Origin of the sequence: Cupriavidus sp. USMAA2-4, assembly GCF_001854305.1 — a bacterium.
Lineage (GTDB): Bacteria > Pseudomonadota > Gammaproteobacteria > Burkholderiales > Burkholderiaceae > Cupriavidus > Cupriavidus malaysiensis.
Genome location: NZ_CP017749.1, coordinates 3,099,015 through 3,112,998, shown reverse-complemented (window position 1 = coordinate 3,112,998; position 13,984 = coordinate 3,099,015). Strand labels below are relative to the sequence as shown.

Here is a 13,984-nt window from a genome sequence, read left to right as displayed (position 1 = left end):
CTGGAAAATGACAAAGCTGCAATGCACCACGGCGGCCGGCAGCGGCGGCCGGCACAAGGCTCGCGCGGCGCCAGCCCCTATGCCGGCCGTGGTGCGGATGCCACCAGCATGGCGTCCGCGCCAGGATGACCAGGGCGTTTGCAAGTGAGCTACATGTGGCTTCGAGCCGGCTCCGCCGCCGTCTCCACGCATGCTACGATTCGCACGCGAACCAATCCCGCTCCGCGACGGCGCCACGACGGCTCCAGCCGGTGCCGCGCGCCGGAACGGCTCCCTCACTGAAGACATGGAACATCGGCTCGTCTATCTGTTGAATGTCGGCCAGCGGCGCCTGCATCGCTGGACCCAGGCCCGTACCTCGGCGGGCGGTGTAACGGCGGCGCAGGCTGGCTTGCTCTTCTTCCTCGGCAAGCAGAACGGTGCCTTGATGAGCGAAGCCGCCGCGGCGCTCGATCTCGGGGCGCCCGGCATGAGCGGCCTGGCGGAGCGCTCGGAGCGTGCCGGACTGGTCGAGCGGCGCGCCGACACCACGGACCGGCGCGCTGCCCGGCTGTGGCTGAGCGACGCCGGCCGGGCGGCACTGAAGCGCTCCAAGGCGGGCCTGACGGAGTTGAACGCGCGCCTGACCGACGGCTTCTCCGAGGCCGAGATCGACGTAGTGGCGCGCTGGCTTGCCAGCCTGCAGGAGAAGTTCCCGGCCTCCGACGACGATCTCGCCTAGCCGACCGCGCCGGCTAACGTTGCGCCAGGCGCTTGAAATCGGGCCGGCGCTTCTCGGCGAAGGCCTGGAAGGCTTCCCTCGCCTCGGGGCTGGCCAGCCGCTGGGCGAAGGCCGCGCCCTCCGCTTCGATCTGCGCCACCAGCTTGCCGGCATCGCGCATCAGGCGCTTCATCGCACCCAGCGCGCCCTGCGGCTTGGCGGCGAGCGCGTCCGCGACGCGGCGGGCCTCGCTGCGCAGGGTAGCCGCCGGCACGATCCGGTTGGCGATGCCCCAGGCAAGTGCCGAAGTGGCGGGCAGGGGCTCGCCGAGCGCAAACATTTCGAAGGCCCGCGCGTGGCCGATGCGCTGGGGCAGCAGCAGGCTGGACGCCGCCTCGGGTACCAGCGCGAGATTGATGAAAGGGGTCGTCAATTCGGCGCCCTCGGCCAGCAGCACGTAGTCGCAATGGAGCAGCATCGTGGTACCGATACCGACCGCCTTGCCCTGGACCGCTGCCACGATCGGTACCAGCGCGTTGGACAGGCTGTGCAGGAAGCGCGCGACATGGCGTTCCTCCGGCCCTTTGCCAACGGCCTGTGCGGCGAATTCCGCCATGTCGTTGCCCGCGGTGAAGAGGTCACCGTCGCCCTGGATCAGCACGACGCGGACTTCGGCATCGGTGGCGGCACCCGCGATGGCGTCGGCCAGCGCGCCATACATCTCGTTGGTCAAGGCATTCTTCTTTGCGGGGCGGGCAAGCGTGAGAGTCAGCACGCCTTCGGTGAGGTCGATATCGAGGTCGGTATTCATGGAGGTGTCTCCGGTTAGCGATGTATTTCGCATGCGAAGTATAAATGTTTCGCGCGCGAAGTAAACCGGCGGATCCAGTTGATTCCCCCTCGGGTGATGCGCACGCCACGCTTCGCGGGCGGCCAGATGCAACAGCGTCGCCGCGAGTCGCGCAGGACAGGAATCGCCGCGCCCCTTGTCTTTTCCCGGATGCGCTTGCGCGCGCTGCGTGGCGCCAGCGGAAAAGCAGTTGAAATCAGGGACTTGGCGTCTTCGCCGCAGCAAGGCCGAAGCACCCCTGCCCGCGCCCGCGGACCCTTGCTGCACCGGCGGCAACAAGAGTACGGGCAATTCCGCATCGTATGACGGCTGTCTACCTGTAGAATCCCCGCCATGGGGCGGTCGCCGGTCTGGCCGCTCCCTCACGTTCGCCCGCGCGGCGCGTCAGTCCGCGGGCTTCTCGGCTATATCAATGTCAGAGTTTGAAACTGCCAGGCTCGCAGCGGCAGCATGGGTGCGCGAGCAGATGGATCGCCATGGCTTGACGCTGGAGGATCTCGTCGAAGCAGGGTGTTTCCCCGGCAGCGTCGCCACGGCGGAGGCTGAGGCGCCGCCGCCGGTCCCGGCGTCCGCCCCGATGGCGCTTTACCGCAACGCCCTGGGCCAGTCCTGGGACGGCACCGGTGAATACCCCGATTGGTTGCAGCGCGCCGTCAATGCCGGCCAGTCCATCGAGCATTTCCGCGTCGCATAGCCCGGCCATGCGCTTCTTCCGCTGAGTCGGCAAGGCTGCCCAGCCTCCTTGAATGCGGCACCGCACCTTGTGGGCCGTCGTCCGTCGCTGCTCTAATGGCACGATGCCCGCGCCGGCCGCAGGCCGTCGCCGGGTGCTTTCCTTGGGAATCCCGGCAGCACGGAGGAGGCAATCATGGTGTTCACGACCCTGAAGCTGGAGGTGGAAGACCGCCTGGCGTTCATTACGCTGAACCGGCCCGAGCGGCTCAATGCCATCGATGCCGCCATGCCCGGCGAGATCGCGCAGGCGGTGGCCGCGGCCAATGACGACGAGCGCGTGCACGTGATCGTGCTGCAAGGCGCCGGCAAGGCATTCTGCGCGGGCTATGACCTCAAGGATTTCGCGGAAGGTGACCGCGAGCGCCGCTATACGCAGCCCATGCCATGGGACCCGATGCGCGACTATCGCCTGATGCGGGCCAATACCGACCACTTTTTCAGCCTGTGGCGCTCCTACAAACCGACCCTCTGCAAGGTCCATGGCTACGCCGTGGCCGGCGGCTCGGACATCGCGCTATGCGCCGACCTGCTGGTGATGGCCGAGGATGCCCGTATCGGCTATATGCCGGCGCGCGTCTGGGGGTGCCCGACCACGGCGATGTGGGTATACCGCATCGGCGCGGAGAAAGCCAAGCGCATGCTGTTCACCGGCGACGTCATCGATGGCCGCACCGCGCAGTCCTGGGGCCTGGCACATGAGGCGGTGCCGGCCGCCGAACTCGACGGGGCCGTGCGCCGGCTGGCGGAGCGCATCGCCGCGGTGCCGAAGAACCAGTTGATGATGCAGAAGCTGATGATCAACCAGGCCTACGAGAACATGGGCCTGCACAGCACGCAGACGCTGGCCAACCTGTTCGACGGCATCGCGCGGCATTCCCCCGAGGGCATGTGGTTCAAGGGTTATGCCGAGCGCTATGGCTTCGCCGCCGCGGCCGAGTGGCGCGATTCCGGCCGGCCGATTCCCGAGCCTATGCCGGGCGCCGACCTCGATCCGCTGATGCCGCCGCCCGAGGCCGGCGCGCGTTCGCGCTGGTCGTCCAAGGACGGCGGGGACGTGTAAGTATGGCGAAGGAATGGTGCCGGTCCATGGCCGGGCAGGCGCTCAATTTTCGCCCGGCGGAACCGTAGAAGGTGGGAGAGCCGTCCCGGCGTGTCCCCAAACCTTCTCGGAGATCAGCGGATGTCCAGTATTCCCCTCATTCAACCCCAGGTGGCGGCGCAGGCCGGCACCTCGGCCAAGGCGCAGTCACCCGTCAGCGGCGACACCTCGGCCGCGGCCACCTCCCAAGGCGCAACGGCGCCACCGGCTGTGGGCCAGGCTGGTGCCGGGGCCGCCGGTGGCAGCGGTTCCAGCACGGGCAGCTCTACGACCGAGGCGCAACTGAGGAAGCAGATCGCCCAATTGCAGAAGCAATTGCAGGAAGAGGAGACCCGACTGCAGGCGCTGCAGGCAAGCAAGATGGACGACAAGGCGAAGGCGGCGGCGGTGTCCGCGCTGCAGACCGAGATCGCTTCCACGTCCGCGGCACTGCAGTCTGCGATGGCGGCACTGGCCCAGTTGCTGAATGCCTCCGGCTCCAGTGCCAGCGGGGCCCTCTTGTCGACCACGGCCTGATCCCGCCGACCGCCAGGGCGCGGGCTCGATGGCGGTGACGGTCAGCAGGCCATCCCGCCGCTCGACGGCGAAGCGGGCCATGTCGCCTGCCTTGGCGGCATTGATCCAGGCGGGATCGGCGACCTGGAACACCATCGTTCTGGCCTCCATGTCGAGCTTGGCGAGGGCCATGCTCGATGGTCGGCGTGTCCATGTGGATGCGCTTGCGGTCGTCCTCCACGGATTCGATACGTGGGACCAGGGGTCTGGCCGGCGTTGTCCGACGGATGCGCCTTCATGCCCGGCGCGAACTCGCGCTCGACCGGCTCGGCCACCAGATGGGATTCGCTCCAGCCGTTGCGCATGCGACAAGGCAGGCGTCGTCACCGGTCCCGGGCGGGGCGCCACTGAGTGCGCAGAGGCCGCAGAGGCTGCAGCCGCCGTGGGGTCGGAGCCCTAGCGCGGGAGCGGTGCCTTGCCGGCGTCGGCGGCGCCGTCCGGCGCAGCCTTGGCGGCTTTGTGGCAGTGCGGCGCGGTGCCCGCATCATGCGCGCTGGTCAGGCTGGCGCGCGTTTCCATCAGGACGGCGGCGTGATGCGACGCCATCGACACGCCCACCCCGGCCTCCTGCGCGGCGGTGCCGACCATCATGACCGCCGCCGCGCCCTGGAAGGGAAGCGCGAACACTGCGAGACACAACAGGAAGCAGCGCAGCAAGCGTTTCATCGACGGGGATTGGTCAGGCGACTGGAGGCGTACCGCGCCGGCAATCGGAGGCCGGCATCGGCCGCATTGGGTTGCATCGGCCGCATTGTTCGCATCAACCGCAAAGACCGTGGCGCGAACCAAACCGTATCAAATGCGGTCAATTGGCCATTATACCGGTTTTTCTTGCGTCATTTTGCTGACATCAGCATGACAAAGCTGCAATGTTCGCTTCCGCAAGGCCTGGCTGCGGTAGCGTATCGCCACCGGACCATCGCTGCGGAAAGCCGAGGCCAGAGGCGCCCGCCGGGCGGCGGGCGTGAACCAAGAGTGAGACCATGCGCATCCTGATTGTGGAAGACGAGCCGAAGGCGGGTGACTACCTGCTCAAGGGGCTGACCGAGTCCGGCTTCGTGGCCGACCTCGCCCGCGACGGCATCGACGGCCTCGCCCATGCGCGCGGGCAGGCCTATGACCTGATCGTGCTGGACGTGATGCTGCCAGGGCTGGACGGCTGGCAGGTGCTGCGTGAATTGCGCCGCGACCGCGATACCCCGGTACTGTTCCTGACCGCGCGCGATACGCTGCCGGACCGGCTCAAGGGGCTCGAGCTCGGGGCCGACGATTACATGATCAAGCCCTTCTCCTTCGCCGAGCTGGTGATGCGGATCCGCACCATCCTGCGGCGTGGCCCGCTGCGCGAGAGCGAGCTGATCGAAGTGGCCGACCTGCAGATCGACACCGTGCGCCGCCGTGTCACCCGCGCCGGGCAGAAAGTGGAACTCACCTCGAAGGAGTTCGCGCTGCTGCAGCTGCTGGCGCGCCGGCGCGGCGAAGTGCTGTCGCGCTCGCTGATCGCTTCCCAGGTCTGGGACATGAACTTCGACAGCAACACCAATGTGGTCGACGTGTCGATCCGCCGCCTGCGCGCCAAGGTCGACGAGCCGTTCGAGCAGAAGCTGATCCACACGCGGCGTGGCATGGGCTATGTGCTGGACGAGGAGGGCTTGTCGTGAGCGGCGCAGGCGAGCCGGACCAACCCGCGCCGCTGCGGCAGGTGCCGGCGGCCGGCCTGCGGCGGCGGCTGCACCAATCGTTGACGGTCCGCCTGGCGCTGGCCTATGGTCTCGCCACCGTGGCCATCCTGGTCGGTGTCGGCACCTACCTGACACGCGGCCTGGCCGCGCAGCTCGAGGAGCGCGACGAAGGCGATCTGATCGGCGAGGTGCTGGTGGTGCGCCACCTGTTGCGCGAGGTGGGCTCCGTGGACGAGGTGCGCCAGGACTCCCATCGTTTCTCCGACCTGGCCCTGGGCCACGAAGGCCTGATCCTGATGGTGCGCACGCGCCAGGGGGAAACGCTGATCAACTGCAATCCGCGCCACGAACAGGTGCCGCCGCTGCGCGTGCTGCCCGCCGAGGCGACCCCTGAACGCGAGGACCTGCAGGTCTGGCATCCTCGCAACGGCGTGGCGTCCAGCGGCATCGCGGCGCTGGGCCGGATCGGCGACAGCGATGAGGCGGTCGAGATCGTGGTGGCGCGCGACGCGGGCTACCGCGCCGTGCTGATGGGTGCCTACCAGCGCCGCATGCTGTGGGCCACGCTATGCGGGGCGGGCGTGGCGGCCGGCCTCGGCTGGCTGCTGGCGTGCCGTGGCCTGCGGCCGCTGCGCCGCATGGCCAAGGAGGCGTCGGCCGTCACCACCAGCCGGCTGGCGACGCGCCTCGACACCGGCCGCGCCCCGGCCGAGCTGCGCGACCTGGCCGATGCGTTCAACGGCATGCTGGCAAGGCTGCAGGACAGCTTCTCCCGTCTGTCCGAATTCTCGGCCGACCTGGCCCACGATTTCCGCACGCCCATCAGCAACCTGATCGGCCAGACCCAGGTCACGCTGGCGCAGCCGCGTGCGCAGCAGGAATACGAGATGCTGCTCGAGTCGAACCTGGAGGAGTATGAGCGCCTCGCGCGCATGATCGAGAACATGCTGTTCCTGGCTCGCGCCGACCATGCGCAAGTCGCGCTGGACCTGCGCCCGCTCGACGCCCGCGCGGAAATGGAGAAGGTGGTGGACTACTTCGAGGCGGTGGCCGCCGAACGCGACCTGGCGCTGGAGCTGGCCGGCAGCGGTACCGTGCGTGCCGACCAGACGCTGTTGCGGCGGGCCGTGACCAACCTGGTCGAGAATGCCTTGCGCCACTCGCCGGCCGGCAGCCGGGTCGGCATCGAGGTGGCGAGCGCTGACCAGGCGACCCGCATCCGCGTGACCAACGGCGGCGCGGGCATCTCGCCGCAGACCTTGCCGCACGTGTTCGGCCGCTTCTACCGGGGCGACCCGGCGCGCAGCAACTCGGCGGGCTCCACCGGGCTGGGGCTGGCCATCGTCGACAGCATCATGCGGTTGCACGGCGGCACCGTGACGGCCTCCAGCAGCGCGGGCGAGACCGTGCTCGAACTGATGTTTCCCTACGGAGCCGGCGCTCAGGCCCCACGCGGCGGCGCCTGAGCGCCTGGCCGGCTGCCGCCCTCAGGGGGTGGAAAGTGTCGGTCCGATGGTGGCGCAGCATGCGCGCGCACATCATGGGGAGCGCCTGCACTGTGGTCCATGGCTCACCCGCGTGCAAGGACGGCGCGGGCGCGGCGCAGCACGCTGGCACGCTGGCACGCGATGGCCGTCCGATCTCTCGATTTGATTCTTCGAGTATTCCTGCAAGGCTGAAATCCGCTTGCAATCAAAAGTTACCGGAAATACCAGGGCCAGGCGGGGATGCCGCGCGCCCGCAACCCGGCGGCGTCATAATGCCTTCACCGGCAGTCAGCCGGACCCACGACAGGAGAGACGCGATGCAGGTACAACCTTATCTGACCTTCGGCGGCCGCTGCGAAGAGGCAATGACGTTCTACGGCGCGGTGCTCGGCGCCAGCGTGACGTTCATGATGCGCCAGAAGGAAGCCCCGGCCGGCGGGCCGCCGGTGCCGCCGGGGTGGGAAGAGAAAATCATGCATGCCAACCTCCAGGTCGGCAGCAGCCAGATCATGGCCTCGGACGGCATGCCCGGCCAGCCGGTCTCCTTTGCCGGCTTCAGCCTGTCGCTCGATCCGGCCTCAGTCGAGGAGGCGCAGCGCCTGTGCGCGGCGCTGGCGGACGGCGGCACCGTGCTGATGCCGGTGCAGAAGACCTTCTGGGCCGAAGGCTTCGGCATGGTGCGCGATCGCTTCGGCGTATCGTGGATGCTGAATGTCGTGCCCTGAAGCCCGAACGCCGGGCCGGCCCGGCCGCACGATAGCCGCCGGGCCGGGCTGGCGTCATCCGGCGGCAGGCAGCTCGCCGTCGGCGTGCGGGGTGCTCGCCACGGACGCCGATGGCGCGGTGTCGCGCCGGTGCGCGAGCCGGTACAGTACCGGCAGCACCAGCAGGGTCAGGGCCGTCGAGGACAGGATGCCGCCGATCACCACGGTGGCCAGCGGACGCTGCACCTCCGCGCCGGTGCCGGTGGCGATCGCCATCGGGACGAAGCCGAGCGAGGCCACCAGCGCGGTCATCAGCACGGGCCGCAGCCGCGTCAGTGCACCGTCGCGCACCGCCTCGTCCAGCCCCAGGCCCTGCTCGCGCAGCCCGCGCACGAAGGACAGCATCACCAGGCCGTTGAGCACCGCGACGCCCGACAGCGCGATGAAACCAACCGCCGCCGAGATCGACAGCGGGATGCCGCGCAGCCACAGGGCCAGGATGCCACCGCTCAGGGCGAAGGGGATGCCGGTGAAGACCAGCAGGCCGTCCTTGAGGTTGCCGAACATGCTGAACAGCAGCAGCAAGACCAGCAGCAGCGCGACCGGTACCACCACCTGCAGGCGGGCGGTGGCGGACTGCAGTTGCTCGAAGGTGCCGCCCCAGGTGATCCAGTAGCCGGTCGGCACCTTGACCTGCTGGTCCAGCGCGGCCATGGCCTGCGCCACGAAGCCGCCGACATCGCGCCCGCGCACATTGGCGCTGATCACGATGCGGCGCTTGCCGTTCTCGCGCGAAACCTGGTTGGGGCCGGGCGCCAACTCCAGCGTGGCCAGTTCGCCCAGCGGGATGTAGCTGGCGCGCGGCAGCCCCGCAGCCGCTTCGCCGGCCTTGGGCAGCGGGATCGGCAGGCGGCGCAGCGCCTCGACATCGGCGCGGATCCCTTCGGGCAGCCGCACGCCGATATTGAAGCGCCGGTCGCCCTGGTACAGGATGCCGGCATCGCGCCCGCCGATGGCGATGGCCACGGTATCCTGCACGTCGGCCATGTTCAGGCCATAGCGTGCCGCCTTGGCGCGGTCCACTTCGACCGTCAGCACCGGCAGCCCGCTGGTCTGCTCCACCTTCACCTCGCTGGCGCCCGGGATCCTGCCCAGCACGGCGGCGATCTTCTGCGCGGTATCTTCCAGCACGCCGTTGTCGTCGCCGAACAGCTTGACGGCGACGTCGCTGCGCACCCCGGAGATCAACTCGTTGAAACGCAGCTGGATCGGCTGCGAGAACTCGAAGCGGTTGCCCGGCAGCGTCTCCAGTTCGGCCTGCATCTGCTCGAGCAGCAGGGCGCGCGGCTTGGACGGGTCCGGCCATTGCGCACGCGGCCTGAGCATGACGTAGCCGTCGGAGGCGTTGGGCGGCATCGGATCCGACGCAATCTCGGCGGTGCCGGTGCGGGCGAACACGCGTTCGATCTCGGGGAACTTCGCCTTCAGCCGCGTTTCGATCTGCTGCTGCATGGCGATCGACTGGCTCAGGCTGGTGCCGGGAATGCGCAAGGCCTGCACGGCGAAGTCGCCTTCGTCGAGGCTGGGGATGAACTCGCTGCCCAGGCGCGTGGCGGTCAGGCCGGCCAGCAGCACGGCGGCGCCGGCGAAGGCCAGCACGACCGGCGTGTTGGCCAGGGTCCAGGCCAGCAGCGGCGCATAAAGGCGGCGTGCGCCTGCCATCAGGCGGTTCTCGCTCTCCGCCACGCGCTCGCCGATGAAGAGCGCCACGGCCGCCGGCACGAAGGTCACCGACAGCACCATCGCCCCCAGCAGTGCCAGCACCACCGTGAGCGCCATCGGGTGGAACATCTTGCCCTCGACACCGGTCAGCGCCAGGATCGGCAGGTAGACGATCATGATGATCAGCTGGCCGTAGATCAGCGCGCGGCGTGCCTCGCGCGAGGCGGCGAAGACTTCCTGGAAGCGCTCGGCCGGTGTCAGCGGCCGGCCGCGTTCCTGCTGGGCGTGGGCCAGGCGGCGCACGCAGTTCTCCACGATCACCACGGCGCCGTCGACGATGATGCCGAAGTCCAGCGCGCCCAGGCTCATCAGGTTGGCACTGATCTTGTAGGCTGCCATGCCGGTGAAGGTGAACAGCATCGACAGCGGGATCACCAGCGCCGTGATCAGCGCGGCACGCAGGTTGCCGAGGAAGAGGAAGAGGATGGCCACCACCAGGGCGGCGCCCTCCAGCAGGTTCTTCTTCACCGTGGCGATCGCCTTGTCGACCAGCACGGTGCGGTCGTAGACCGTCACCGCCCGCACGCCCGGCGGCAATGTGCGGTTGATGGCGGCCATGCGGGCGTCGACCGCGCGCGACACGGTGCGGCTGTTCTCGCCGATCAGCATGAAGACCGTACCCAGCACCACTTCGCGGCCGTTGTCGGTGGCCGCGCCGGTGCGCAGTTCGCGGCCGAGGCCGACTTCGGCCACGTCGCGGATGCGGATCGGCTGCCCCTGGGCGGTGCCGACGATGACGTCGCGGATGTCATCCAGCGACTTGACCTGGCCGGGCGCGCGCACCAGGTACTGCTCGCCGCGCCGCTCGATGTAGCCCGCGCCCACGTTGGCGTTGTTGCGCTCCAGCGCCTGCACCACGTCCTGCAGGCTCAGGCCGTAGGCGCCCAGGCGTTCGGGGCTGGGGGCGATCAGGTACTCCTTGGCGAAGCCGCCGATGGTGTTGATCTCGGTCACGCCGGGCACGGTGCGCAACTGCGGCTTGATGACCCAGTCCTGGATCTCGCGCAGGTCGGCCGGAGTGTAGGGCGTGCCGTCCGGCTTGCGCGCGCCGGGCTCGGCCTCCACGGTCCACAGGTAGATCTCGCCCAGGCCGGTCGAGATCGGCCCCATCTGCGGCACCACCCCCGGCGGCAGCTGCACCAGGGCCTCCTGCAGCCGCTGGTTGACCAGCTGGCGCGCGAAGTAGATGTCGGTGCCGTCCCGGAAGATCACGGTGACCTGCGAGAGCCCGTAGCGCGACAGGGAGCGCGTCTGCTCCAGGCCGGGCAGGCCGGCCATGGCGGTCTCGATCGGGTAGGTGACGCGCTGCTCGGTCTCCAGCGGCGAATAGCCGGCGGCGCTGCTGTTGATCTGCACCTGGACATTGGTGATGTCGGGCACGGCATCGATGGGCAGGCGCTTGTAGCTATAGAGGCCCAGCGCCGCCACGCCGAGCACGGCGAGCATGACCAGCCAGCGCTGCGCGATGGCGAAGCGTATCAGTCGTTCGAACATATCGCTCTCCGGTTCAGTGCGCGTGCTCGGCACCGGCCTTGCCCATCTCGGCCTTCAGCACGAAGCTGTTGCCGGCCACGTAGCGCCAGCCCGGCTTGAGGCCGGAGACGATTTCCACGCGCTTGCCGTCGCTGCGGCCGGTCTGCACCGGCTGCGCGAGGAAGCCGCCCGGCACGGCGACGAACACGCGCGCCTGTCCGCCGTCGGTCTGCAGCGCCTCGGCATCGATGGCGACCGGGACCTCGGTCTCGCTGCGCGTCACGCTGACCGTGACGAACAGTCCCGGGCGCCAGGCCATCTCGGGATTGGGCAGGGTGACGCGGGCGGTGGCCGTGCGGGTCTGCTGGCCGAGCAGCGCCCCCACGTAGGACACACGGCCCTCGGCCTTGCCGTCGAAGGCGGTCGAGGCGATCTTGACCTTTTCATTCATGCGCACGCTGTCCAGGTCCTTGGGCGCGATCAAGAACTCGGCCCACACCGTGGACAGGTCAGAGACCGTGAAGACATTGGCGTCGGCGGCTACCGCCTCGCCCAGCGAGAGGTGCTTCTCGACGATGACGCCGTCGAACGGGGCGCGCAGCTCGAAGCGGTTGAGCGCGCTGCCGCTGCGCGCCGCGCCGATGGCGTCGAGCTTCTGCGCGGCGTTGCTGGCGGCGATCTCGGCTTCCTGCAGGGCGGTACGGGCGGCGAGGAAATCCTGCTCGGCCGAGATGCGGTCCTGCCACAGCGTCTTCTCGCGCGCATAGGTGGTGCGTGCGAGTTCGAGGCGGCGCTGGGCGGCCAGCCACTCGCTACGCTGGTCCGACAGCGCCGTGCTGGCGATCACCGCGAGCAGCTCGCCTTTCTTCACGCGCTGGCCGAGATTGGCCGGCACCGCCTCCGCCACGCCGGCGAGGCGGGGCACCACGTGGGCGGTGCGATCCTCGTTGAAGCGGATTTCGCCGGGGAACTGGGCGCTGTCCTCGACGCGCGCGGGGCCGGCGGTGCGCAGCGTGAGCGCCGCCGACTGGATCTGCTCCGGCGTCATTTCCACCAGGCCCTCCTCGCTGCGCAGGCGCACCGTCGCGGCCTTGGCTCGGCCGGGTACCGCCAGGTCGAGGCGGATTTCGAAGGCATGCGGTTCCGCCACGGCCGTGGTGCTGACCAGGCCGTCCTTGGCGGCGCGGAAGGCGAGTGCTTCGCTTTCACCGGTCGGGCGCTGCACGATGCCTTGCAAGGTCACGCCCGCCGGCGCCAACGGCTTGCCCGCGGCCGTGGCCCACACGCGCAGGCGCGGTTCGCCGCCGTCTTCGGCCAGCAGGACCTCGAGCGTGTAGTCGCCATCGACGTAGCGCTTGCCGCCGTTGGGGCCGGTATCGGCCTTGGCGGCCCCGGCCTCGGCTGCATGCGCATGCCCGGCCTCGCCGTCGGCATGGGCGTTGGCACCGTCGCCGCTCAGCAGCAGGCCGCCGGCGGCCAGCGCGGCCGCTGCGGCGATGGCCGCGATCATCATCTTCTGTTGTCGGGTGATTGCCATGGATGAGATGTCCTGTGATGCGGCTTCAGCGGCCGAGAATGCCGTCGATGGCGGCGGCGGCCTGGTAGGCGCCGGCCAGCACGCCGAGGTAGCGGATGCGCGCCTGGAACAGCGTGCGCTGGGCATCGAGCACGTCCAGGTAGGTGAACTTGCCGGCCTCGAAGCCGCGCCGGGCGGCGCCATACGCCTGCTGTGCGCCCGGCAGCACGGTCGCGCGCAGCGTCTCGGCGGAAGTCCGCGCGACCGCCAGGCGGCTGGCCGCCTGGCGCAGTTCGGTGTCGAGCCGGACCCGCGTGGCACGGTACTCGTCCGCCGCCTTGTCGGCCTGCCGCAGCGCCGTGTAGAGGCGCCCCTGGTTGCGGTCGAACAGCGGCAGCGGCAAGGAGATGCCCAGCACCGGATAGGCGCCGCGACCGCTGCCGTTGTCGCGCTTGGCGCCGAGGCTCACCGTCAGGTCCGGGTACTGGCGGCTGCGTTCGACCTCGATCTCGGCCTGGCGGCGCTCCATCTCGCGCCGGCTGGCCAGCAGGGCCGGCGCGGCGTCGAGTCCGCCCGCCAGCGAGACGTCGGCCGGGGCGGCGGGTACGGTCTGCAGGTCGCCACCCGCTTCGCCGAAGCCGGGCACGGGGCTACCCCACAGGCTGGACAGCGCCTGGCGCGCCTGTGCCAGGCCGGCCGTCGCCTCCGACAGTTCCAGTTCGGCATTGGCCTGCTCGACGCGCGCCTTGGTTTCCTCCAGCGGGGCGATCTTGCCGGCGGCGACGCGGCGCGCGGCGGCCTGCATGCCTTCGGCGGCGATCCCCAGCGTGCCGCGCGCAAGCGTGACGCGCTCCTGGGCGATCAAGAGTTCAAAGAAGGCGGCACTGACGGCCGCGCGCAAGCTGGCTTGCGTGCCCGCAAGTTGCGCCAGGGCGAGCTCGCGCGCCTTCTGCGCGGCGCTGACGCGCGCGGCACGCTTGCCGCCCAGTTCGATCGGCAGGTTGAGCTGCCCGGTGAGGGTGCGCGACGCTTCGCGCGTGTCCTCCATCTGCACAGCCACTTCGGGGTTGGGCAGCAGGCCGGCCTGGAGCACGCCGCCATCGCTGGCGGCCACCTCATGGCGAGCGGCGCGCAGTGTGTCGTTGTAGGCCACGGCCAGGGCCAGAGCGCTGTCGAGCGTCAGCACGCCGGTGGATTCCGCCGGCATGCCGGCTTCGGCTTGGCGCGAGGCCGGGATAGGAGGGGATGCCGCGGCGGCCGGCGAAGGCGGTGGCGGCAAGGGCAGGGCATCCTGGGCGGACGCCGCGGGGACGAGCATGGCTGCCGCCAGCCCGAGCGGGATCACGAGTGTTCTCATCGAATTGCACCGGTTTGGAAACGGGGAATTCGGCGAGACGAATC

Annotated in this window: 12 protein-coding genes and 1 pseudogene; 7 read left to right on the top strand and 6 right to left on the bottom strand. The window is 69.6% G+C overall.

Annotated elements, in window-relative coordinates; all coding sequences use genetic code 11:
- The first annotated feature begins 286 nt into the window (after nucleotides 1–286).
- Nucleotides 287–721: a MarR family winged helix-turn-helix transcriptional regulator gene (locus tag BKK79_RS33555; protein WP_071040003.1), complete on the top strand. Its 435-nt coding sequence runs from the start codon at nucleotides 287–289 to the stop codon at nucleotides 719–721.
- Nucleotides 722–734: 13 nt separating this feature from the next.
- On the opposite strand, the gene BKK79_RS33550 is transcribed toward BKK79_RS33555, so the two are convergent.
- Nucleotides 735–1,511 carry an enoyl-CoA hydratase gene (locus BKK79_RS33550; RefSeq protein WP_071040002.1) on the bottom strand — a complete coding sequence of 259 codons (777 nt, stop codon included), beginning with the start codon at nucleotides 1,509–1,511 and terminating at the stop codon, nucleotides 735–737.
- A gap of 451 nt (nucleotides 1,512–1,962) precedes the next feature.
- Between BKK79_RS33550 and BKK79_RS33545 the strand changes: the two genes are divergently transcribed.
- The 3 genes from BKK79_RS33545 (at nucleotide 1,963) to BKK79_RS41770 (ending at nucleotide 3,900) form a co-directional block, all read left to right on the top strand.
- On the top strand, nucleotides 1,963–2,244 hold the full coding sequence (locus tag BKK79_RS33545) for an H-NS family nucleoid-associated regulatory protein (protein ID WP_071019973.1): 282 nt from the start codon (nucleotides 1,963–1,965) through the stop codon (nucleotides 2,242–2,244).
- A gap of 174 nt (nucleotides 2,245–2,418) precedes the next feature.
- On the top strand, nucleotides 2,419–3,345 hold the full coding sequence (locus BKK79_RS33540) for a crotonase/enoyl-CoA hydratase family protein (protein WP_083384513.1): 927 nt from the start codon (nucleotides 2,419–2,421) through the stop codon (nucleotides 3,343–3,345).
- A 120-nt stretch (nucleotides 3,346–3,465) separates the two neighbouring features.
- Nucleotides 3,466–3,900 (top strand): hypothetical protein, encoded by a 435-nt coding sequence (locus tag BKK79_RS41770; RefSeq protein ID WP_071019976.1) that lies wholly within the window; start codon nucleotides 3,466–3,468, stop codon nucleotides 3,898–3,900.
- Nucleotides 3,901–3,933: 33 nt separating this feature from the next.
- Here the strand turns inward: BKK79_RS41770 and BKK79_RS42405 are convergent.
- Together BKK79_RS42405 and BKK79_RS33530 are read right to left on the bottom strand one after the other, a co-directional pair.
- Nucleotides 3,934–4,071: pseudogene (locus BKK79_RS42405) on the bottom strand (copper-binding protein); the annotation flags it as partial.
- Between the two features lie 264 nt (nucleotides 4,072–4,335).
- On the bottom strand, nucleotides 4,336–4,605 hold the full coding sequence (locus BKK79_RS33530; RefSeq protein ID WP_157128590.1) for a hypothetical protein: 270 nt from the start codon (nucleotides 4,603–4,605) through the stop codon (nucleotides 4,336–4,338).
- Nucleotides 4,606–4,922: 317 nt separating this feature from the next.
- Here BKK79_RS33530 and BKK79_RS33525 point away from each other — a divergent pair, with 317 nt between their 5' ends.
- The 3 genes from BKK79_RS33525 to BKK79_RS33515 all read left to right on the top strand — a co-directional run bounded on the left by BKK79_RS33525 (nucleotide 4,923) and on the right by BKK79_RS33515 (nucleotide 7,833).
- Nucleotides 4,923–5,600 carry a heavy metal response regulator transcription factor gene (locus tag BKK79_RS33525; protein ID WP_071019981.1) on the top strand — a complete coding sequence of 226 codons (678 nt, stop codon included), beginning with the start codon at nucleotides 4,923–4,925 and terminating at the stop codon, nucleotides 5,598–5,600.
- A 56-nt stretch (nucleotides 5,601–5,656) separates the two neighbouring features.
- Nucleotides 5,657–7,087 carry a heavy metal sensor histidine kinase gene (locus BKK79_RS33520; protein ID WP_197524077.1) on the top strand — a complete coding sequence of 477 codons (1,431 nt, stop codon included), beginning with the start codon at nucleotides 5,657–5,659 and terminating at the stop codon, nucleotides 7,085–7,087.
- Nucleotides 7,088–7,425: 338 nt separating this feature from the next.
- On the top strand, nucleotides 7,426–7,833 hold the full coding sequence (locus BKK79_RS33515; protein WP_071040000.1) for a VOC family protein: 408 nt from the start codon (nucleotides 7,426–7,428) through the stop codon (nucleotides 7,831–7,833).
- A gap of 54 nt (nucleotides 7,834–7,887) precedes the next feature.
- Here the strand turns inward: BKK79_RS33515 and BKK79_RS33510 are convergent, their stop codons facing one another.
- The 3 genes from BKK79_RS33510 to BKK79_RS33500 are packed head-to-tail and all read right to left on the bottom strand — an operon-like array spanning nucleotide 7,888 to nucleotide 13,940.
- Complete coding sequence (locus tag BKK79_RS33510; protein WP_071039999.1) at nucleotides 7,888–11,088, bottom strand: CusA/CzcA family heavy metal efflux RND transporter; 3,201 nt, start codon at nucleotides 11,086–11,088, stop codon at nucleotides 7,888–7,890.
- Between the two features lie 13 nt (nucleotides 11,089–11,101).
- Nucleotides 11,102–12,604, bottom strand: coding sequence for an efflux RND transporter periplasmic adaptor subunit (locus tag BKK79_RS33505; RefSeq protein ID WP_071039998.1), 1,503 nt, complete (start codon nucleotides 12,602–12,604; stop codon nucleotides 11,102–11,104).
- A 25-nt stretch (nucleotides 12,605–12,629) separates the two neighbouring features.
- Nucleotides 12,630–13,940, bottom strand: coding sequence for a TolC family protein (locus BKK79_RS33500; protein ID WP_084085503.1), 1,311 nt, complete (start codon nucleotides 13,938–13,940; stop codon nucleotides 12,630–12,632).
- Nucleotides 13,941–13,984 lie beyond the last annotated feature (44 nt).

Excerpts from the sequence above, each read along its gene's own strand:
- BKK79_RS33555 (WP_071040003.1), top strand. The coding sequence starts at position 287 with ATGGAACATCGGCTCGTCTATCTGTTGAATGTCGGCCAGCGGCGCCTG.
- BKK79_RS33550 (WP_071040002.1), bottom strand. The coding sequence starts at position 1,511 with ATGAATACCGACCTCGATATCGACCTCACCGAAGGCGTGCTGACTCTC.
- BKK79_RS33545 (WP_071019973.1), top strand. The coding sequence starts at position 1,963 with ATGTCAGAGTTTGAAACTGCCAGGCTCGCAGCGGCAGCATGGGTGCGC.
- BKK79_RS33540 (WP_083384513.1), top strand. The coding sequence starts at position 2,419 with ATGGTGTTCACGACCCTGAAGCTGGAGGTGGAAGACCGCCTGGCGTTC.
- BKK79_RS41770 (WP_071019976.1), top strand. The coding sequence starts at position 3,466 with ATGTCCAGTATTCCCCTCATTCAACCCCAGGTGGCGGCGCAGGCCGGC.
- BKK79_RS33530 (WP_157128590.1), bottom strand. The coding sequence starts at position 4,605 with ATGAAACGCTTGCTGCGCTGCTTCCTGTTGTGTCTCGCAGTGTTCGCG.
- BKK79_RS33525 (WP_071019981.1), top strand. The coding sequence starts at position 4,923 with ATGCGCATCCTGATTGTGGAAGACGAGCCGAAGGCGGGTGACTACCTG.
- BKK79_RS33515 (WP_071040000.1), top strand. The coding sequence starts at position 7,426 with ATGCAGGTACAACCTTATCTGACCTTCGGCGGCCGCTGCGAAGAGGCA.
- BKK79_RS33510 (WP_071039999.1), bottom strand. The coding sequence starts at position 11,088 with ATGTTCGAACGACTGATACGCTTCGCCATCGCGCAGCGCTGGCTGGTC.
- BKK79_RS33505 (WP_071039998.1), bottom strand. The coding sequence starts at position 12,604 with ATGGCAATCACCCGACAACAGAAGATGATGATCGCGGCCATCGCCGCA.
- BKK79_RS33500 (WP_084085503.1), bottom strand. The coding sequence starts at position 13,940 with ATGAGAACACTCGTGATCCCGCTCGGGCTGGCGGCAGCCATGCTCGTC.